General features: G+C 47.0%; 18 protein-coding genes. 16 read left to right on the top strand and 2 right to left on the bottom strand.

The annotated features are described in order from the left end of the window. Positions 1 to 114 precede the first annotated feature (114 nt). The 10 genes from OCV62_RS12295 (at position 115) to OCV62_RS12250 (ending at position 9,813) form a co-directional block, all read left to right on the top strand. Positions 115 to 582, top strand: a complete 468-nt coding sequence (locus tag OCV62_RS12295; RefSeq protein ID WP_021915026.1) for a hypothetical protein — start codon at positions 115 to 117, stop codon at positions 580 to 582. 91 nt (positions 583 to 673) lie between these two features. Further along, positions 674 to 1,867: a glycosyltransferase gene (locus OCV62_RS12290; RefSeq protein WP_262587033.1), complete on the top strand. Its 1,194-nt coding sequence runs from the start codon at positions 674 to 676 to the stop codon at positions 1,865 to 1,867. A 22-nt stretch (positions 1,868 to 1,889) separates the two neighbouring features. Next, positions 1,890 to 2,606, top strand: a complete 717-nt coding sequence (locus OCV62_RS12285) for a lysophospholipid acyltransferase family protein (protein ID WP_262587031.1) — start codon at positions 1,890 to 1,892, stop codon at positions 2,604 to 2,606. A 47-nt stretch (positions 2,607 to 2,653) separates the two neighbouring features. Next, positions 2,654 to 3,448: an MBL fold metallo-hydrolase gene (locus OCV62_RS12280; RefSeq protein WP_262587029.1), complete on the top strand. Its 795-nt coding sequence runs from the start codon at positions 2,654 to 2,656 to the stop codon at positions 3,446 to 3,448. A gap of 470 nt (positions 3,449 to 3,918) precedes the next feature. Continuing rightward, positions 3,919 to 4,836: a nucleotidyltransferase family protein gene (locus tag OCV62_RS12275; protein ID WP_262587027.1), complete on the top strand. Its 918-nt coding sequence runs from the start codon at positions 3,919 to 3,921 to the stop codon at positions 4,834 to 4,836. A gap of 41 nt (positions 4,837 to 4,877) precedes the next feature. Further along, positions 4,878 to 5,894: a UDP-glucose 4-epimerase GalE gene (galE, locus tag OCV62_RS12270; protein ID WP_262587025.1), complete on the top strand. Its 1,017-nt coding sequence runs from the start codon at positions 4,878 to 4,880 to the stop codon at positions 5,892 to 5,894. A 159-nt stretch (positions 5,895 to 6,053) separates the two neighbouring features. Continuing rightward, positions 6,054 to 6,512, top strand: coding sequence for a GAF domain-containing protein (locus tag OCV62_RS12265; protein WP_021915190.1), 459 nt, complete (start codon positions 6,054 to 6,056; stop codon positions 6,510 to 6,512). Between the two features lie 85 nt (positions 6,513 to 6,597). After that, a complete protein-coding gene (gene nth, locus OCV62_RS12260) occupies positions 6,598 to 7,248 on the top strand; it encodes an endonuclease III (protein ID WP_021915189.1) in 651 nt (216 codons plus the stop codon). 87 nt (positions 7,249 to 7,335) lie between these two features. Continuing rightward, positions 7,336 to 8,037: a hypothetical protein gene (locus OCV62_RS12255; RefSeq protein WP_262587023.1), complete on the top strand. Its 702-nt coding sequence runs from the start codon at positions 7,336 to 7,338 to the stop codon at positions 8,035 to 8,037. Between the two features lie 195 nt (positions 8,038 to 8,232). Then, positions 8,233 to 9,813, top strand: coding sequence for a glycoside hydrolase family 31 protein (locus tag OCV62_RS12250; protein WP_262587021.1), 1,581 nt, complete (start codon positions 8,233 to 8,235; stop codon positions 9,811 to 9,813). Between the two features lie 16 nt (positions 9,814 to 9,829). Here OCV62_RS12250 and OCV62_RS12245 read toward each other — a convergent pair whose 3' ends face one another. Both OCV62_RS12245 and OCV62_RS12240 read right to left on the bottom strand, forming a co-directional pair. Continuing rightward, the gene (locus tag OCV62_RS12245) at positions 9,830 to 10,693 is read right to left on the bottom strand and encodes a helix-turn-helix domain-containing protein (protein ID WP_262587019.1); all 864 of its coding nucleotides are present in this window, start codon (positions 10,691 to 10,693) and stop codon (positions 9,830 to 9,832) included. Further along, a complete protein-coding gene (locus tag OCV62_RS12240; protein ID WP_262587017.1) occupies positions 10,690 to 11,400 on the bottom strand; it encodes a GGDEF domain-containing protein in 711 nt (236 codons plus the stop codon). Before OCV62_RS12240 ends, OCV62_RS12245 begins: the two co-directional genes overlap by 4 nt. A gap of 187 nt (positions 11,401 to 11,587) precedes the next feature. Between OCV62_RS12240 and OCV62_RS12235 the strand changes: the two genes are divergently transcribed. From OCV62_RS12235 to OCV62_RS12210, 6 genes are all read left to right on the top strand, one after another. Then, a complete protein-coding gene (locus OCV62_RS12235; protein ID WP_262587015.1) occupies positions 11,588 to 11,827 on the top strand; it encodes a hypothetical protein in 240 nt (79 codons plus the stop codon). Positions 11,828 to 12,161: 334 nt separating this feature from the next. Next, positions 12,162 to 13,661 carry an ABC transporter permease gene (locus tag OCV62_RS12230; protein WP_262587013.1) on the top strand — a complete coding sequence of 500 codons (1,500 nt, stop codon included), beginning with the start codon at positions 12,162 to 12,164 and terminating at the stop codon, positions 13,659 to 13,661. A gap of 110 nt (positions 13,662 to 13,771) precedes the next feature. Beyond that, positions 13,772 to 14,683, top strand: coding sequence for a carbohydrate ABC transporter permease (locus tag OCV62_RS12225; protein WP_262587011.1), 912 nt, complete (start codon positions 13,772 to 13,774; stop codon positions 14,681 to 14,683). A 104-nt stretch (positions 14,684 to 14,787) separates the two neighbouring features. After that, a complete protein-coding gene (locus OCV62_RS12220) occupies positions 14,788 to 16,386 on the top strand; it encodes an extracellular solute-binding protein (RefSeq protein ID WP_262587010.1) in 1,599 nt (532 codons plus the stop codon). 359 nt (positions 16,387 to 16,745) lie between these two features. Then, positions 16,746 to 18,014: a Gfo/Idh/MocA family protein gene (locus OCV62_RS12215; protein WP_262587008.1), complete on the top strand. Its 1,269-nt coding sequence runs from the start codon at positions 16,746 to 16,748 to the stop codon at positions 18,012 to 18,014. Between the two features lie 232 nt (positions 18,015 to 18,246). Further along, complete coding sequence (locus OCV62_RS12210) at positions 18,247 to 19,593, top strand: ATP-binding protein (protein ID WP_262587006.1); 1,347 nt, start codon at positions 18,247 to 18,249, stop codon at positions 19,591 to 19,593. The last annotated feature ends 190 nt before the right edge of the window (positions 19,594 to 19,783 follow it).

The following is a 19,783-nucleotide window of genomic DNA, read 5'->3' as shown; positions in this document are numbered from 1 at the left end:
CCACGAAGCGCATTCTAATGTTTGCGCTTTTATGCTACAATTGATACAATATCTGTAATTGTTCATGAGGCGGGATCAAAACACGTCGGATATGCGGCGGAGACGGAGGAATCTATGAATCAGAAGATGCAGGAAGAACCAAAGTGGAAAAGGACATGGCATTTTATACGTCCGACAGTGATTAGTGTTGCTGTAGTGCTGCTTGCTTTTTTCATTATGCAGGGAAGACCGCTGGCGACGACACTGGACAGGCGTACAGATCTCGTATCTGTCGTTGTGACACAAAACGGGGCAGAGCAGGCTTTTACGGATCAGGACAATATCGTACGTGCGGCGGAAGTGGCAGGTGTCCTTTCGAGACGGTTTAAGACGACACAGGAGCATGAGCCGGATACCTGCTATGTATTCACCTTTCAGGATGGAAGAGAATTGAAGATCGGTGTTTATGAAAACGATATTTATTACGATGGACAGTGGTATACCGGAGCGGCTTCTACGCCGGATCTGTTCCGCAGTATGACCGGCAGCAGATTTTTTGTCATCGAAACGACGATGCCGGAGATGGAAAGTACCGCTGAGTAAAATTGAAAAATAAAATTTTTCAATCACGAGATTTGTGTCTGCGCGCACTTGACACAAACTCGGCATGCGCAAAAAGCGTGCGCAGAAATGAGTGGAAAGAACAGAAAAATGTGAGGGGGCAGGCTTTAGAGAAGTCTGCGGAATGGAGTACGATATGAAAATCCTGTTGGTAATTGACCAGTTCGATCAGGGAAATAACGGAACAACGATCAGTGCGCGTCGGTTTGCCCAGGCGCTGGCGGCGGATGGCAACGAGGTTCGGGTTGTAGCGGCGGGAAAACCTGCGAGAGGCAAATATCCGATGCCGGAGATCCATTTTCTGCCGGTTGCGGATTCTATTATCAGAAGTCAGGGCATGGTGTTTGCAAAACCGGATCGCAGCGTACTGGAACAGGCGATTGCATGGGCGGACGTGGTGCATTTTATGATGCCCTTTGCGCTTTCCCGTGTCGGACTGCGGATTGCAAAGGAAATGGGCAAACCGGTGACAGCGGCGTTCCATGTGCAGCCGGAAAACATTACATCGACGATTCATCTTGGGAAAAATAAAAAGGCCAATGAGCTTTTGTATGAATGGTTCCGAGATGATTTTTATAATGAATTTACGCATATCCACTGCCCGAGCCCGTTTATCGCGGGGCAGTTAAAGGAACACGGCTATCAGGCAAAGCTTCATATTATATCGAACGGTGTATCGGATGAATTTTATCCGCGCGTGCGCCAAAAGGAGCCGGAGCTGGCGCATAAATTCGTCATTTTGATGATTGGACGTTATTCAGAAGAAAAACGGCAGGATGTTTTAATAGAAGCGGTAAAACGATCTGCACATTCCCACAGGATTCAGCTGATTTTGGCGGGACAGGGACCGAAGGAGCGCAGCCTGCGCTGGCAGGGAAGGTCGCTGCGCTATCCTCCGATCATGGGATTTTTTGATACGGAGCGACTGTGCGAACTGATGGCGATGAGCGATTTGTACGTCCATGCGGCGGACGTCGAAATCGAGGCGATCGCATGCCTGGAAGCGGTTGCGTCCGGGCTGGTTCCGGTCATCGCGGATTCGCCGCTTTCAGCTACCTCGCAGTTTGCCCTCGATCACAGGAGTTTATTCGAAGCGGGCAACGTAGACGATCTGGCGGAGCGGATTGACTGGTGGTATGAGCATGCAACAGCACGGCGTCAGATGGCACGTGTCTATGCGGAGAGCGCCAACCAGTATCGGCTGAAAAATAGCATTCGGAAAGCAGAGCAGATGTTTGCGGAAGAGATTGCGGAGACCTTGGGATAAATGGAATGGAGGCAGCACAGGGATGATTTTGGTGAAAGACCGTACAGGATCAAAAAACGGCACCGCAGACAGCACCCTGGTCGGAGTGTTTGACTCCAAACGTCCGTTGTACCGGCTCGTAAAGTGGCTGATCCTGCACATTTTTCCGCCGGTGTTCCGGCTGTTGTACGGATTTCGGGTGGTCGGCAGGATGCCGGAGGAAAAGATGGAGAACGGCTGTATCAGCGTCTGCAATCATGTTCACAAGCTGGACTGCGTGATGCTGGCATGCGTGTTTCAGGACTATACGATGCAGTTTTTATCGTTGGAATCTAATCTCCACATTCCGGTCGCAGGTGCGATTGTGCGTCTGATGGGCGGAATCGGACTGCCTGCAAAGCTGGACGGGTGGCGACCGGTTTTAAAACGCATAAAACAGGGACTGGATGAGGGTCAGATGCTGCAGATTTACCCGGAAGGAGAGCTGATCGACGGCTGTCGGACGCTCCGGGCGTTTCAGCCGGGTGCGTTTCAGATCGCGTGTTGGTTCCGGAAGCCGATGATTCCGTGCCTACTGCGGTTTTATCCGCGTTTTTCCAAAAGCGGCAGACGAAAAAGGGACGGAATGGAGCTGGTTATTTTAGAGCCGGTGGACATTCCGACCGATAAAAAGGGTAAACGTGCGGCAACAGAGCTGGAAACGCAGATCCGATGTCAGATGGAAGCTGCACGGCTTGCAGTTGGTAGAGAGGGTGCATGAGGATTGTGCATTCTATTGTTTAGATAGAGCAGGAAAATCCTGCGGAAATGGAGCAGAAAGTGAAAATTACCTGGCTTGGTACGGCAGCAATTCGTCTGGAAGCGGACGGTGAGACAGTTTTATTCGACCCGTTTGTACAGCTGGTCGGTGGGGAAAATCCGAACTGTCTGGATGACTTTTTACAGGATCAGACGATCTGTGTGACCCACGGGCATCTGGATCATCTGATGGAGGTTCCGGAATTTCTGGATCCGGAAAGCGATGCGGAGGCGACCGTTTACTGCGGAGAAGTGGCGGCAGAGACGCTTTCCGATATGGTGGAGAACACCAGCAACGTAGTAAAGGTGAGACCGGGCGACGTGATCCGACTCGGGGATGTACGGATTCTTGTAATGGAAGGAAAGCATGCGAAGCCTGGAAAAAGTCAGGTATTCCAGAAGCTGTTTTCCCGCAGATTTTTGCAGTATTTCAGAAATGCGCTGGCACTTGCATATTTGAATCCGAAATTTCCGGAGGGCGGACAGACGCTGATGTACGAGGTGCATGCGGAGGGCAAACGCGTGCAGGTGATGGGAAGTCTCGGACTGCAGGAGGATCAGGAATACCCGCAGGGTGCCGATCTTCTGATTCTGCCGTTCCAGGGAAGCGAATTTCTGGAAGCAGTAGCGCTGGAGGTCGTAGAGCGGCTGCAGCCCAAGCGGATTTTGCTGGATCATTTTGACGACGCATTCCCGCCGGTATCGGAGCATGTCGATACGAGACGGTTTAAAAAGCTGATGGATGAGGAATATCCGCAGATCAAGGTCGTAAAGCCGACGGCAGGAAAAACGGTGGTGCTGTAACGGGATTAAGTTACAGTTCACCCGCGCCATTCGCAAAACCGCGTCTTCGACGCTCTCCGCTGCTTCGCAGATTTGTTATCGTACGATAACAAATGCTTCGCGCAGATCGCACTGCGGCGGATCGGAATCCTGTCACTTACGTGACCCGCCGCAGGCGAAGAATCCTGCAAAGCAGGATTCTTTTTTGCTCATAAAATGGCGCTCCCTTCGTACCCTTCTGCGTTCAGATTTTCGTGCAAGCACGGAATCTGAACGCAGAAAGGTACGAGTGAACTGTAACGGGATTTTATAACGTATGGAGAAACACCAGTGCTACCGGTTTGCAGTTTGAGATACAGCATGATATAATAAGTAGAAAGAGCGGCTTTTCGTGCAGATATCACTCAAATAGCCGTATAACATTTTGACAGGTCTTTGCAACATGGAAGAATTGCAGCTGCGGGGGCTTATGTTACAATAGGAGGGAACAAATGGAAAAACCGACATTAGTAATTCTGGCAGCAGGAATGGGAAGCCGTTATGGCGGCTTAAAGCAGATCGATCCTGTAGATGACAAGGGGAATAAGATCATTGATTTCTCGATTTATGATGCAGTCAGAGCGGGATTCGGCAAGGTCGTTTTCATCATTAAAAGAGAGCATGAGCAGGATTTCAGAGAGTGCATCGGCAATGCAGTCAGCAAACATATTCCTGTAGAGTATGTATTCCAGGAGCTGACGAAGGTTCCGGAAGGATTTCAGATTCCGGAAGGCCGCGTAAAGCCCTGGGGAACCGCACATGCAATCCTGTGCTGCAAGGGCGTAGTGAATGAGCCTTTCGCAGTGATCAATGCAGATGACTATTATGGAAGAAGCGCTTTTGAAGAGCTGTACCGTTTCCTGACCACACATCACGACGATGAAAAATATCGTTACGCGATGGTTGGCTATCAGCTGGGCAACACTTTGACAGACAACGGTTCCGTTGCAAGAGGTATTTGCGTAACCGACGAAAACGGCTATCTGCAGGAGATTGCAGAGCGCACCAAGATCGTGAAGACCGAGGATGGCGCGGCATACACAGAGGATGATGGTAAGACCTGGATTCCGGTAGGATTAAAGACTCCGGTTTCCATGAACATGTGGGCATTTTCTCCCAGCATTATCAACGAGCTGCAGAATGCAGTAGATCGTTTCTTTGCAGAAGAAGTTGAAAAGAATCCGCTCAAGTCCGAGTGCTTTTTGCCGATCGAGGTAGATAAGCTGTTAAAGGCTGGAAAAGCAACCGTTGAGGTGCTTCATTCTGCTGACAAATGGTTTGGCGTTACCTATAAGGAAGACAAACCGTTTGTGATGGAGTCGATCCAGAAGTTAAAGGATGCCGGTGTTTATCCTGATGTTCTGTGGTAAAACAATAAGAAAAGTCAGCAAAAGAATGGAGGAAACGAAACATGGCAATTTTAGTTACAGGCGGCGCCGGATTTATCGGCAGTCATACCGTTATTGAATTACAGAATGCCGGATATGATGTCGTTGTAGTAGATAATCTGGTAAATTCCAGCGAGAAATCCCTGGAACGTGTAGAAAAGATCACAGGAAAGAAGGTTCCTTTTTACAAAGTGGACATTCTCGACAGAGAAGGCCTGAATGAAGTTTTTGCAAAAGAAAAAATCGATTCCTGCATTCATTTCGCAGGCTTAAAGGCAGTCGGTGAATCCGTACAGAAGCCCTGGGAATACTATGAAAACAATATTGCAGGCACTCTGACACTGGTTGATGTAATGCGCAAGCACAATGTGAAGAATATCATCTTTTCCTCTTCTGCAACCGTGTACGGCGATCCTGCGATGATCCCGATCACCGAGGAATGCCCGAAGGGACAGTGCACAAACCCCTACGGTTGGACAAAATCCATGCTGGAACAGGTTCTGACAGATATCCAGAAAGCAGATCCGGAATGGAACGTTGTTCTGCTGCGTTATTTCAACCCGATCGGTGCTCACAAGAGCGGTCTGATCGGTGAAAATCCCAATGGTATTCCGAACAATCTGATGCCTTACATCACACAGGTTGCAGTCGGCAAGCTGAAAGAGCTGGGTGTTTTTGGTGACGATTACGACACTCCGGACGGAACCGGCGTCAGAGACTACATCCATGTCGTTGACCTTGCAAAAGGCCATGTAAAAGCCCTCAAGAAGCTGGAGGATCATTCCGGTCTGAACATTTACAACCTGGGAACCGGACACGGCTACAGCGTGCTGGATATCGTGAAAAACTTCGAGGCTGCTACCGGCGTGAAGATCCCGTATGTGATCAAGCCCCGCCGCGCAGGCGATATCGCAACCTGCTACTCCGATGCGAGCAAGGCAGAAAGAGAGCTTGGCTGGAAAGCAGAATACGGCATCAAAGAGATGTGCGAGGATTCCTGGAGATGGCAGTCGATGAATCCGAACGGATACGACGACTGAGAATAAAAGTAAAAGCAACGGGACGATCGGTGTCAGTAGAAAAGACGCTGACCGTCCTGTTTTAGTTCATGACAATAGAATGCTTGCAGAGGGCGCATCTATTGTTCATGACAATAGAATGCTCGCAGAGCGTGCATTCTATTGTTTGAAGGAGAGATTATGACACAACAATATCAGGAGCTGACAGAGCAGTTGGCGGCGCTGGTGGATGCAGAGTGGCCGATGGTCAGCAATCTTGCAAATGCGGCAGCGCTTTTATATGAAAGGTTGGATCGCCTGAACTGGGCAGGCTTTTACCTGACGGACAATCATGTGCTGTGGCTGGGACCTTTTCAGGGAAAAACAGCGTGCGTGCGGATTGCAGAGGGAAACGGCGTCTGCGGGACAGCGCTGCAGACGGACAGCGTACAGCGGGTCGAGGACGTGCATGCGTTTCCCGGACATATTGCGTGCGACGCGGCATCCCGGTCGGAAATTGTGCTTCCACTGCACAAAAACGGAGAGGTAATCGGTGTGCTGGATATTGACAGCCCGGAGGTTGGAAGATTTTCGGCGGAAGATGAAGAGGGATTGCGAGAGGTTGTGCGGATTCTGGAACGGATTATAGTTTGCTCGTAACTTTTGACAGGCAGATTCCTGCTCACATGAAAATCTGACTGTCAGAAATCATGAAGGGAGCGGGTGAACTGCTGAGGAAAACAAAATGGATAAAATAGCAAAAGTACCGCATCTGCGGGAAGAACTGGACTGGTTGGATCAGACCTACGGTGTGGAGAAAGAGGGATTTTTTCATCAGGAGCACTGGCAGCTGCTTGTTGCGATCATGCTGAGCGCGCAGAGCACGGACAAGCAGGTGGATGAAGTCCTTCCGAAGCTGTATGGTCGTTTTCCAACCGTGCAGGAGATCGCGCAGGCGACAGAAGAGGAAATCGGGGAAGAAATCAAGTCGGTTGGCTTGTATAAAAGTAAGGCAAAGCATGTTAAATCCTGTTGTATGCAGCTTGCAGAACAATATGGCGGCGAAGTGCCGACGACGATCGAAGAGCTGGTAAAGCTGGCGGGAGTCGGAAGAAAGACCGCAACACTCTTTCTGGCGGATGCGTATGGAATTCCGGGCGTGACTGTGGACACGCATGTGTTTCGGATTTCGCATCGGCTCGGCTGGGCAAACGGCAAAAATCCGGTTGAGACGGAAGAGGAGCTGATGCGGGTGCTTCCAAAAGATCACTGGAACCGGATCAATTTTCAGCTGATTTATCACGGCAGGAGCATTTGTACCGCAAGAAAAGCGAAATGCAGTGAATGTGGACTGCAGGCGTGGTGCGAAAAGCGCGTGGAGAAAAAGCAGGCGTAGGCGTTGGTTTATGTGGCGATTATGCGGACAGCGGGCGGGAGATACAGGAACAGCTGACAGTACAGAATACGGGATTGGGGAAACAGTATGTACGAAAAATATGAACTGCCGATACGATTTACGGAAGAACAGAGAAAAAAGTATGCAGAATGGGGCATCAAAAAAGGAAAAGTTCTGATGCCAATGGCTGCAGTAACAATTGGAATCGATCTGCTGACAGTGCTTTGGGTTGTCGGCAGAGTGTGGCTGATTCGTGAGAGCGATCCGATCTGGTTCCAGATCATTTGCCAGAACGATGGAATCGGGGAAATTTCCAGTACGATTGCGATTATCCTGACCTTTTTGATTTTAAAACCGATCGATCTCATTTTGGATAAGATCTGGCATCGCCCGGAAGGAACGGAGTGGCTGGAAGTTGGGCTGACGGAAAATGGCGTGACGGTGAAGCGGACATATAGAGCAGGAGATGCCGGGACGGGTGTGGACAATGCTGCTGGCAGAAGTTGTTGTGGGGAAATTACGGTTTTCGAAACACATCCGCTGATACAAATGGACGAATACCTGGACGCTGAGAAAAACGCGGTGCGTGTCCAGGGTGTTTGGTTGGAAATCGGGGAAAACACCCGGGAAAATATTTACACGCCCCAACAGCAGAAGCACTGGCTGGATCAGCCGGAGGGAAAGAGCGGCAGCATTAACAGCGTGCAGAAACTGCAGAAGATTATCAAAGGCTACGCGGCAGCGCTGGAGGAAAAAGAAAAAGAGCGGGCGTGGCTGGTGGAACAATGAATGTACGTGATGTAGTTCCAAGATCTGTGATCTGGTAGATTTCCATATCTGTGATTGGGCTTTCTCCGAAATACCACTTTTTTACACATATATGCGCCTAATTTTCCTCGAAAACCGTGTTGCTCCCCTTTATAATAAAGACAGGATTCAAAGGGTGAAGTCTGTGCATCGAAAAACAGACTGCGGGAGGATGATATGCGCGAGTTGATCTATGATAATGTGCGAATTCAGTTTTTGTCAGAAGAGGTACTTCGGCTGGAAGTCAGATATGGGGCATATTTCACGGATCGGAATACGCTTTGGATTCCGGACAGGGGAGCGTTTGAAAAGGCAGGAAAGAGGCTGCCGGAAAGTCAAAGCAGATCCCGGGAAAATCAGGGCAGGCAGCAAAGCTTGGTGGTAAGAGAAGAGGCAACTCAGGAACACAGCCGTCCGCAGCGGTTTTTGCTGGGAGACCTTCTTCTTGTTTTGCCGAATCCGAAAGAAGGACTGAGGGGGCTTCAGATTTTTAGAGAGGGCAAATGCGTTTATCAGTACGAAAGAGTAAAAATAAACGGAAAGCTTCCGGCTCCGGCACAGACTCCATGGATTTATCCGCTGCTGGACGTACCAAGAATTTTGCTGCCGGAAAAAAACTGCAGCACTTCTGAAAAGAAAAAAAATATCCTGCAATGGGATGCGGAGGATCTTTATCTTCTGGTGTGCAAAAAAGATGCAAGAAAGCTCCGGGAAACGTATGTCTGTCTGACCGGAAGGGCAGATATGCTCCGGGAGGCTGTATTGGAGGATCAAAAAATTGAGCCTTGTTTGAAGCAGCCACTGAGATTACTCAAAGCGGCATCAGATGGAAAAAGTGAGGCAGAAACACCTGCTAATAGATTGTATACAGAGATCCTGAAGAGCCCTGAGAGATATTTTCAGGACAGAAAAAAAGAATTGCCCTATCTGGATTATCTGGAAATGACGGAGTGCCAGAGAGAGACAAATTTAAAACAGATGCTTCGAAAACCAGGAAACGGCAGTCTGTTGCCGATGTTGTACAGAAACGTGTATGAAAGCTGGGAGAACGGCATGCCGATCTGCCGCCGCCTGGACTGGGAATATCCCCAGGATAAAAAGGTGCTGCTATATTTGCAGGAGTTTATGATCGGAGATCTGCTTGTTGTACCGGAAAAAGAAAAGTCTGAAATTTACCTGCCGGAGGGATTATGGCTGTATCCGTGGACAGGAAAGGTATATCAGGGAAAACGCTGCAGGAAGCTGAAAAATCAGTCAGAGCAGCTGGAACTCTATATCCGGCTGGGAGCGGTTTTGATCCTGGCGGAGGATACTGCCTGTGTCAAGGAGCAGAGCTGGGAGCTTTTGACGATGGATTATTATCCCTGTAAAGAATGTTTGCAAGACGGATTTCTGTATGAGGATGACCGTGAGACGGATGCCTACAAAAACGGAAAATATCGCAAGACCTATTATCATACCTCCTATGATGGAAATCAAAAGGCATATGGACTTAGCATTTCAAACGCGGAGGGAGACTTTGGGGGCAGGTTTGCAGGTAAAAGGCGGACGCTGCGGATCCGGTGTCATGAGCTTTTGGGAGAACGGGTAAAACAGGTGTTGATCAATGGGAGAAAACAGACTTTTGAGAGAATCTTGAAATCAAAGGCGGCGAAGGTATTCGGGACAGCAGGCGCAGCACCGGACAGCGATGTGGCAGAGCTTGTGGTAGAACATCCGCTGTCAGAATGCTTGCATGTGGATTTTGTGATGGAATGACAGGGCGTTCGCCTGTTTACGTAGGGGGGAGCGGCTTGACATAATCGTCACGTGTGGATAAGTCATTTCGAAACCAACTGGGCGTCACGCCGGTCCAGCGCTTAAAGAGGTTGGTGAAGTGTCGGTAATCCGGGAAGCTCAGCAGGTCGGATATTTCCTGAATGGACATTTCCGTAGAGCGCAGAAGATCCTGTGCAATTGCCAGCTTTCGGGACAAGTAATAATGATAGGGCGTCATATGAAAGGTTTCTTTAAACAGATGAATCGCACGGGAATTGGAAAGATGTACCTGTGCAGCGATATCTGCGATGTTGAGCGGTGCAGTCAGATTCTGCTCGATGTAGGTTTTCATGATCTGGGGGGCAGAGGTATCGGTCTGCAGTCCGTTTAGCTGCTCGGAAAACTGAATGATATGCTGATGGAGTAAAAGAGCCAGCTCGTTTTTGTTGAGCGAGGGCTCTTTTTCCAGCTTCTGAAGGATCTGCATCAGGTAATCGCTTTTCCAGAAATTCCGGACGCAGCAGTTGAAGCCGAGCTGATAATCACTGAGCAGATGACTGATCAGGTTTCCCTGACCGTTGAACCAGATCTTTACCCAGGGATCATTATGGTCGGAATAATAATGATGAAACGTACAGGGATGCAGAATGTAGGCATCCCCTGCCGTGAGCCTGGTTAAGGTGCCATTAAATTCCACATAGCCGGTTCCCTGCAGCACGCATTCAAACACATAATGATCTCCGTTGAAGCGCCGGATGTGGTAATAAGGATCGCGGTAGCTGATCCCGGCGGAAAGCGGGGCAAATTCCGGAGAAGCCATGCCTGTGTAGGGGCAGATCTTTTCAGAGTGGATTTCATAAAGGTCGCGTTTGGTAATCAATGTGGTGTCCTTTCTGTCAAAGAGCAGGAAAAGTTACAATTGGTTTTGCCCGGTTCTTTTGTTTCTTGTTTGTGCAGTTTTTTGTATCGATATAACTGGGCATCCGCCTTTGAAATCGCTTGCTCTATGCTGCCTTCAGATTTATGATAAATGCTGTATCCCATAGAAACCAGAGGAAGATTGCAGTCCTGCTCCTGGCTGGAATTTAAATTATTTATAAAAAGGCTGATTGCATTTAAAATATCAATTTCATCTGCTTTATCAGATAATACACCAAATTCGTCGCCGCCGATCCTGTAACAAAATCCGATGCCTGAAAAAGACTTCAGTATCAAACCGGCAATCGTGCTGAGACACTGGTCTCCATACTGGTGCCCAAATTGGTCATTGATTTTTTTGAAATCATCCACATCAAAGAATATAATCGCCCCATAACCCAGGGACTCCAGATGCTGGATTTCATATTCATAGGCGCGGCGGTTAAACAGACCGGTCAGGATATCGTGCTTCTCTTTCAACTCACAAAAAAACGCATAATAAAGGATGAGGGATAAGGAAACGCAGGACCAGGTTGTATGAATGGATGGAAACAGAACCTGTATAGAGGTTCCTCCAAGAATGAACAAAAACAGCAATAGCAGTGCAAAGCAATCTTTGTTTTGATAACGCTTGGCGATGTATAAGGTTTCTTTAAAAAGTATGGTCATGCTCCAGATATAAGCGGCAACATAAACAAAAAAACAAGGTCCGCGGAAATATTCATTTTGCTGAGAAATGGAAAATATCAGACCGAATTTTGGCGAGAGCATAGCCAAAAGCATGTTGGTAACAGCTGGAAGGAACAGGTAAAATATATTTCTGTAATTTTTATGGTTAAAAACAAATGCAAGAGAAATGGTAATAAATGGAGAAAGTGAAAAGCCGAGCACATTAAAAAACATATTCGGGAGACTAAAAGAGGCAACCGGCTGTCCAAAAACAGAGGTTCCGATTTCCGCAAGGATGACAAGTATCGTGCAAAAAATGGCAGTGGAAAAAAAACGCTTCATTTTACGGTTCAGAAGGTTGTTTCTGCCGACAACAAAAGCTAATAGCAGCATGGCTAAAATATTCGTTATGGATAGGGCAACATAATTTTCCAGCATTTCTGACCTCATTTCTGGTTTGAGTTATTGTAAGATGATGATAGCACTTTTTTATACATATACGCAAGCTTTTTGTATAGTGAAAAACGGAGGCGGAGATTATGATGAATGAGTAAAGTGCATAAGGAAAGCAACAAAAAGATAAAAAATGACAGCAATGTTACTACACCGCCCTCCGGCAGAAGCTTTTTTGCAGATAAAAAGGGAAGATCGAATAGGTGCAAAAAAGTAGTGAGCATTTTGGGAAAACGCGTGACAGACAGGGATCTTTTACCGAAAGGTTTTCATTGCGGGAAATAAAAAAGGAGAATAGAGAGGAAATTATGAAACCAAAGAATATGCTTCTGACGTTGGATACATGTCTGGAACAGGAGAAAACGGGGAGAAAAACAGGGCTGCTGGTGACGGCACTGATGAATGGACTGATGCTTGTTCTGTCCCTACCCTTTATGGACTGGATCCAGCTGGTAAATATTCCGAAGCTTTTTGCTAAGCTGGGGATTACAAGAGAAGCAGCAGGCAGCCTGTATTCGAGCTACAGTATTTTTTCCCTGCTGGGATTTGTAAAAAATTCCGGAAAAGGCGTTTTCGGATTGTATGCGATGCTGCTGTTGATCCTGCTGGTTGCAACCTGGTATCTGGAGCTTCTGTATATCTGGAAGGTCTGTCGCAACAGCAAAGGGGACGATGGGAAGGGAGAGCTTCATACTTATGTGATCGGAAAGGCCTCGACACTTCTGACAGCACTTCTGGTGTTTGGCTCTTACGGTTTTGTCCTGTATTCCAACAATGTGGTGAAAATGAAGGGCTTTTCCGGATCGTGGATCCTGGCAGTTGAACTGATATTGGCGCTTGCAGCCTATGGACTGATCAAGCGGATGGAGGCGAAGGAGAGGATCCGCTGCCATGAACACGGGCTGATCAAAGAATTTCAGAAAAACTGGGTACTGTTTCTGATGCTGATCCCGCTGTGTGTGTTCTTTCTGATCAATTCCTACCTGCCGATGATCGGTATTTACTTTGCATTTGTGAACTTTAATTTTTCAGACGGTCTGTGGGCAAGCCCCTTTGTAGGACTGAAAAACTTCGAATTTCTGTTCCAGTCCCAGATGGGCAGACTGATCCGCAATACGGTTTTATATAACGTAGTCTTTATCGGGCTTGGAAATGTGCTTCAGATCTTCTTTGCGATCCTGATCAGCCAGCTGACGGTAAAATGGTTTAAGAAGACCGGACAGACGCTGATGTTTATGCCCTACTTCGTATCCTACGTTATGTTAAAGGTCATGGTCTACAGCCTGATGGAATATCAGTATGGTGCGATCAATAACATGATTCGTTCCTCGGGAGGGACGGCGATCGATTTTTACAACACACCGGTGTACTGGCCGTTTCTGATCACCCTGTTTTACATGTGGAAATCCGTCGGCTACGGTATGGTTATTTATCTGGCGACGATCATGGGCATTGATAACGAGCTGTATGAAGCGGCAAAAGTAGACGGTGCGAATATTTTCAAGAGAATCCTTTACATTACGCTGCCGCAGATCAAGCCCACATTTATTATCCTGCTGATCTACTCTCTGGGCAGCATCATGAAAGGTAATTTTGAACTGTTTTATCAGACCGTCGGAAACAACGGACTTTTGTATGACGTGACAGACATTCTGGACACTTATGTATATCGGATTACGGTCGGACAGCCGCTGAGCATCGGCCTTGGTTCTGCAGCGGGTCTCTTCCAGTCGATCTTCGGATTTGTGGTCGTTATGGTGACGAACTGGGCGATTAAGAAAAAAGATTCTGAGTACGCATTATTTTAAGGGAGAGGAGAAGATTGAAAAATAAAATTTTTCAATCGCGAGATTTGTGTCTGCGCGCACTTGACACAAACTCGGCATGCGCAAAAAGCGTGCGCAGAAACGAGGAGAAAATGCAAAAAGAAAAGACAGGAAGTAAGATCAAACCTTCCACAAGCAATATTGTATTCAACATACTGGCATATTCCCTGGTCGCCATTGTCTCGATCGTCTGTGTGCTGCCGTTTTTACTGGTAGTATCCGGTTCGTTTACGGATAACGGAGTGATCGTGAGGGAGGGCTATAGCCTGTGGCCGAAGGTTTTTTCCCTGGAGGCCTACAAGGTCATTTTTAAAAATCCTGCGTCTATTCTGCAGGCATATAAAATGACGATTTATTACACAGTTGTCGGTACGGCAGTCGGTCTGTTTATGACGACAATGACAGCCTATGTTGTGTCCCGCAAGGAGTTCAAGTACCGCAACATTGTGACCTTTATGATGTATTTTACCACGATCTTCGGCGGCGGTATGATTCCGTGGTATCTGCTGTATGCGAATGTCCTGAATTTAAAGGGAACGGCATTTGTTATCTGGTTTCCCGGCATCACGAGCTCATTTCTTGTGATCCTGATGCGGACATTTATTCAGAGCAGCGTGCCGGATGCGATTGCGGAATCTGCCAAAATCGATGGAGCGGGACCCTTTACGATCTTTATCAGAATCGTCCTGCCGGTATTAAAGCCCGGTCTTGCAACAGTGGGATTGTTCCTGGCGCTTGGCTACTGGAATGACTGGTATCGGTCGTCCCTGTTTTCCACAAATGCCAATACCTATGAGCTGCAGTTTTATCTCTATAATATGCTGAGCTCTACGACCGCATTAAAGGATCTTGCAGTCGGAGCAACGGCACAGATCGAGAGCATACCGGGGCAGTCGATGAAAATGGCGATGGCGGTCATCGTAACCGGACCGGTGCTGTTATTCTATCCGTTCGTACAGCGGTATTTCGTATCCGGTATTACAGTCGGTGCGGTAAAAGGCTGAGAAGCTGTATATAGAAACGGAGCATCCGTTTTTATAGATATAAAAATTCAGGAAGAAGAGGAATGCCGTAGATCATACGGAAACGCAGGAAAGGGAGGAAACATATGCGTAAAAAAGTTGTAAGTGTACTATTGACAGCTGCAATGACCGCTACGATGTTGGCGGGCTGCGGCAATAAGCAGACTGCAGATAGTCAGCTTGGGGAAAGCTACGAGGAAACTATGGCTGCAGTGCAGAGTGAAGAGGCTGCCACAAAAGAGACGGAAACCACAGCACAGGCAAAGGAGCTGGATTATTCCGAACGGGTTGACCTGGTATTTTATCTGCTTGGTGACGCACCGGCAGGGCTGGATCGCGTAGAGGATAAGATCAATGAGATCCTGCTGGAAAAGGCAAATGCAACCGTAGATTTTCAGTTTTCTACATGGACAGACTGGGGTGAAAAATACAAGCTGCAGCTGACCACCGGCGGTGTAGATTTAATCTATACCGCAAGCTGGAATAATTTCGGACAGCTGGCACAGAGCGGTGCATTTTTACCGCTGGATGATTTGCTGGATCAGGTATCTCCTGATTATAAAGCTCAGATCGACCCCGCAGCGCTGGAGGGCTGTCGTGTAAACGGAAAGATCATGACCATTCCATGCCTTTGGAAGCAGTACACACCCGGAGGAATTGAGTACCGCGAAGATCTGAGAGAAAAATATGATCTTCCAGTGCCGGATTCCATCGAAAATCTGGAAGCATACTTAAAGGGCATTCAGGAAAAGGATCCCAGCCAGGGACTGCTTGCGCAGAATCCCCAGGGTATTTTAGCATATGAGGATGATCCGGTTGTGGGAATCGAGAGCGGATATGGTCAGCGTGTGAAAATGGCAGACCCGACGAAAGTTGAGGATTACTGGTTCTCTGACGAGTTCGTAGAGGATATGAAGCTGTTGAAGGATTGGGCGGATAAGGGCTACTGGTCCAGAAGTATTCTTTCCAACACAACAGATGCAGGCGAACAGTACGATAACGGTCAGTGTGTAGCCTTAGTTTTCGGTATGAACCCGAACAAATACGCAACCCGTGTAGAAACATGGAAAGCAGATCACCCGGATTGGAAAACCGCATATTTTACATTTGGTGAAGCTGCTGGTAAGGTATGGTCCACAACCCCTACTGCAGATGCAACTGCAATTACCAAAGACTGCAAAAATCCGGAAAGAGCGATGAAGGTTCTCGAGCTTCTGGCAACCGATAAGGATTTGAACCTGCTGACTCAGTATGGCATCGAGGGCGAGGATTATGAGGTAACCTCGGATGGCCTGTATCAGAGTCTGAACTCTGACTTCGGTTATGAAGGCTTAAATGCATGGTCCTTAAGAAATCCGGAGTACAAGCTGCCCAACGGCGAAGGCGGAAAGCTGCTGCAGGAGATGTTTGACAATTATGGAAAGATTTGTGAAGAAAAAGGTATGCCGAGTGTAGATCCTTATAGCGGTTTTTCTGAGGATTACAGCGCATATTCTGCAGAAAAGGCAGCAATCGATGATGTAGTAAGCGAATATCTGCTTCCTCTGCAGAACGGTCTGGTAGACGACGTGGATGCAGCTGTTGAAACCTTCCGGGAGAAAGTAAAGGCAGCAGGGCTGGACAGCGCAAGAGAAGGCTGGGCAGCACAGTGGCAGACATACTGTGAAGAAACAGGACTGAAGTAAACCGTTACGATACCAGATGCCTGAGGGAGCGTTTGTCAGGCGTGTCCTGTAGAAGATAAAAAGAAGAAACCCGTGGCGATTCCTGAGGTTTGATGTCAGGATGCCGCGGGTTTTTTGGATGAAAATGAGTTGTAAGAAAGTCTTTTCTATGACCTATTTTATTCAGATCAATTTTATTAAAAATGATTTGAATAAAAATGTTTTAAATAAAAAGAGGAGAGGAAGATGCTTTATTGCTTACGTTAGATTCTCTTTACGAATAAAAAATGTTATACTGTATTGACGCACCAAAACCAGGCGACGCCGACGGTGTCATTTGGTTTTGGAAAACAAACACAAAAGGAAAAGGGGAAAACGCCATGAAAACAACCGTTGCAATTGTCGGCCTTGGAAGCCGCGGAAGAGTAACTTATGCGCCGATTGCCAAACAATATCCGGATTTAATGGAGATTACAGCACTGGCGGACATCAATCCTGCCTGTGTAGAGGAAGCTGCAAAAGAGTACAACGTACCGAAGGAGCGCTGCTTTACGAGTGCGGAAGAACTTCTGGCGCAGCCGAAGCTGGCAGATGCGATTTTTATCTGCACACAGGATCAGGATCATGTCCGGGAAGCGCTGCTGGCGCTGGAAAAAGGCTACCATATCCTGATGGAGAAGCCGATTTCCCCCAGTGCAGAGGACTGTAACAAGCTGCTGGAAGCGTCCCGCAAGTACGACAGAAAAATCGTAGTCTGTCATGTGCTGCGCTATACGCCCTTTTTCTCGAAGATCAAAGAGATCATTTCTGAGGGAACCATCGGCGACGTCGTAACGATTCAGGCCATCGAGAACGTCGGCTACTGGCATCAGGCCCACAGCTTCGTGCGCGGCAACTGGAGAAACAGCAATACGACCAGCCCCATGTGTCTGCAGAAGACCTGTCACGATTTCGACCTGTATTTGTGGTTGGCGGACAAGACGCCAAAGCGCGTGTCCTCGATGGGAGATACTTATTTCTTCAAGGAAGCTTGTGCACCGGAGGGTGCTGCGCTTCGCTGCATGGACGGCTGTAAGGCAAAAGGAAACTGTCCGTTTGATGCGGAAAAAATTTATATCACCAACAAGCGTACCGGCATCGCACAGGGCAACACCGAATGGCCGGTTGACGTTCTGGCAATTCATCCGACAGAGGAAAGCATCTATGAAGCGATCAAGACAGGACCTTACGGACGCTGTGTATTCCATTGCGACAACAACGTTGTAGATCATCAGATCACGAATATTGAAAACACCGACGGCAGCAACATCAGCTTTTCCATGAGCGGATTTACGAGTGACGGCGCTTCCCGTTACTGTAAGATCATGGGAACAAAAGGCGATATCACAGCGGATATGACAAAAAATATTATCGAAATCGGACTGTTTGGACAGCCGAGAGAGGTGATTGATGTGACGAAGCTTGCGACGGATTTCAGCGGACATGGCGGCGGTGACGTCAGAATGGTTCTGGAATTTTTGGAAATGATCACGACCGGCAAGGAACCGCAGGGTATCACCTCGCTGGAGCAGTCGATCAACAGCCATCTGGTTGCGTTCGCTGCGGAAGAATCCAGATTAAACCATGGCGCGCCGGTGGAGATCGGGTAAACGAAAATATAAAAGAATATAAAAACTCCCCATATCCGCCACTGCTGACAGGCCACGCAAAATGTGGATACCTGTTCAGACAGTGGTTTGGATATGGGGAGTTCGCACTCATAAAAATGTAATCTTATCATTATAATTCGCTCATAAAAATGTATTTTTAGAAAAAAATACGCTCATAAAAGTGTAAAATGGTGTATACTATAAAATAAAGATACGGTCGGAGGTACACCTTATGAGTTATTTGATTCGAAAAACAGATACTTTTTTAAGAAACTGGAAGAAAAATCCTGATCGGTATCCTTTAATTATAAAAGGAGCAAGGCAGGTCGGAAAAACCGAAACGATTCGAAAGTTTGCAAAAGAAAATTATAAAAATTTAGTTGAAATAAACTTTATTACAGAACCGGCTTATAAAACAATCATTGACGAGGGCTTTTCGGCAGATAATATTTTGAAACTGATCAGCAGAATCGATCCTTCCAAACATTTCGATACAGGTGAAACTTTACTCTTTTTTGATGAAATCCAGGACTTTCCGGAAATTGCTACGTCTCTCAAATTCTTCAAAGAAAACGGCAAATATGACGTTATATGTTCCGGCTCCCTGCTTGGTGTGCAATATCATCGAATTGCCAGCATCAGCGTCGGTTATAAAACCGATTATCAGATGTATTCTATGGATTTTGAAGAGTTTCTATGGGCAAAAGGATATCAGGAACAGGTTATATCCGATATGCTTGAGCACATGCTTTCCGGCACACCATTTTCAGCATCGGAACAAAACACTTTTTCAAATCTTTTTCTGGAATATTGCATTTTGGGTGGCATGCCTGCGATTGTTTCCAATTACATTGCAAAAGGAACATTCGAAGGTTCCCTGCAATTACAGAGACAGCTTTTGACAGATTACGAAAACGATATTATAAAATATGCAGAAGGATTGGATAAAGCGAAAATTCTGAGCGTTTACCGCTCCATTCCGGCGCAGCTGGCGAAAGAAAATAAAAAGTTCCAATACTCCAGGATCGTAAAAGGAGCCCGTTCAAAAGATTACATGGGCTGTGTAGAATGGTTGAAAGATGCCGGTTTGATCACTTTATGCGATTGTCTGCAATTTCCGGAACTTCCTCTGAGAGGAAATGTCTGTGAAAACAAATATAAAGTATATATTTCGGATACCGGCTTACTGGTAGCAAGTCTGGATGATGAGGCACAGGTAGATCTGAGGGCAAATAAAAATCTGGGTGTCTATAAAGGAGCACTTTATGAAAATTTTGCAGCGGAAGCATTTATAAAGCAGGGATATGGGCTATACTATTACTCGAAAGAAAATTCTACATTGGAAGAGGATTTTTTTATCCGTAGCTCCAATGAACTGATTCCGGTAGAAGTAAAATCAAATACCAATCGTTCAAAATCGATGGCACAACTGATAAAAAGCGATACTTATCCCGATATCAGACATGGAATAAAATTTACAACTGGAAATATTGGGATCAGCGATGATATCATTACATTTCCATATTTTTGTACATTTCTGTTAAAACGATACATGGAGATGCAAAAAATTTTCAAATAAAGAACTTTGTTGTTTTGAATAAAACTCCCCATATCCGCCGCTGCTGACAGGCCACGCAAAATGTGGATACCTGTTCAGACAGTGGTTTGGATATGGGGATAATTTTTTGTCAAATCATATCAATAGATACGGTTGTCATATGCCGAAATGTTCTGCATGGCACCAGGATTGCGCTGCAGCAGAGCTGTTC

The sequence above is a fragment of the Gallintestinimicrobium propionicum genome, from assembly GCF_025567525.1.
Lineage (GTDB): Bacteria > Bacillota > Clostridia > Lachnospirales > Lachnospiraceae > Gallintestinimicrobium > Gallintestinimicrobium propionicum.
Note: the sequence above shows the minus strand (reverse complement) of the source record. Positions and strands in the feature narration are given on the sequence as shown.

Bases quoted from the DNA above. Each gene is read 5' to 3' on its own strand.
- OCV62_RS12295 (WP_021915026.1), top strand. From the start codon at position 115: ATGAATCAGAAGATGCAGGAAGAACCAAAGTGGAAAAGGACATGGCAT.
- OCV62_RS12285 (WP_262587031.1), top strand. From the start codon at position 1,890: ATGATTTTGGTGAAAGACCGTACAGGATCAAAAAACGGCACCGCAGAC.
- OCV62_RS12280 (WP_262587029.1), top strand. From the start codon at position 2,654: ATGGAGCAGAAAGTGAAAATTACCTGGCTTGGTACGGCAGCAATTCGT.
- OCV62_RS12275 (WP_262587027.1), top strand. From the start codon at position 3,919: ATGGAAAAACCGACATTAGTAATTCTGGCAGCAGGAATGGGAAGCCGT.
- galE (WP_262587025.1), top strand. From the start codon at position 4,878: ATGGCAATTTTAGTTACAGGCGGCGCCGGATTTATCGGCAGTCATACC.
- OCV62_RS12265 (WP_021915190.1), top strand. From the start codon at position 6,054: ATGACACAACAATATCAGGAGCTGACAGAGCAGTTGGCGGCGCTGGTG.
- nth (WP_021915189.1), top strand. From the start codon at position 6,598: ATGGATAAAATAGCAAAAGTACCGCATCTGCGGGAAGAACTGGACTGG.
- OCV62_RS12255 (WP_262587023.1), top strand. From the start codon at position 7,336: ATGTACGAAAAATATGAACTGCCGATACGATTTACGGAAGAACAGAGA.
- OCV62_RS12250 (WP_262587021.1), top strand. From the start codon at position 8,233: ATGCGCGAGTTGATCTATGATAATGTGCGAATTCAGTTTTTGTCAGAA.
- OCV62_RS12240 (WP_262587017.1), bottom strand. From the start codon at position 11,400: ATGACCATACTTTTTAAAGAAACCTTATACATCGCCAAGCGTTATCAA.
- OCV62_RS12235 (WP_262587015.1), top strand. From the start codon at position 11,588: ATGGTAATAAATGGAGAAAGTGAAAAGCCGAGCACATTAAAAAACATA.
- OCV62_RS12230 (WP_262587013.1), top strand. From the start codon at position 12,162: ATGAAACCAAAGAATATGCTTCTGACGTTGGATACATGTCTGGAACAG.
- OCV62_RS12225 (WP_262587011.1), top strand. From the start codon at position 13,772: ATGCAAAAAGAAAAGACAGGAAGTAAGATCAAACCTTCCACAAGCAAT.
- OCV62_RS12220 (WP_262587010.1), top strand. From the start codon at position 14,788: ATGCGTAAAAAAGTTGTAAGTGTACTATTGACAGCTGCAATGACCGCT.
- OCV62_RS12215 (WP_262587008.1), top strand. From the start codon at position 16,746: ATGAAAACAACCGTTGCAATTGTCGGCCTTGGAAGCCGCGGAAGAGTA.
- OCV62_RS12210 (WP_262587006.1), top strand. From the start codon at position 18,247: ATGAGTTATTTGATTCGAAAAACAGATACTTTTTTAAGAAACTGGAAG.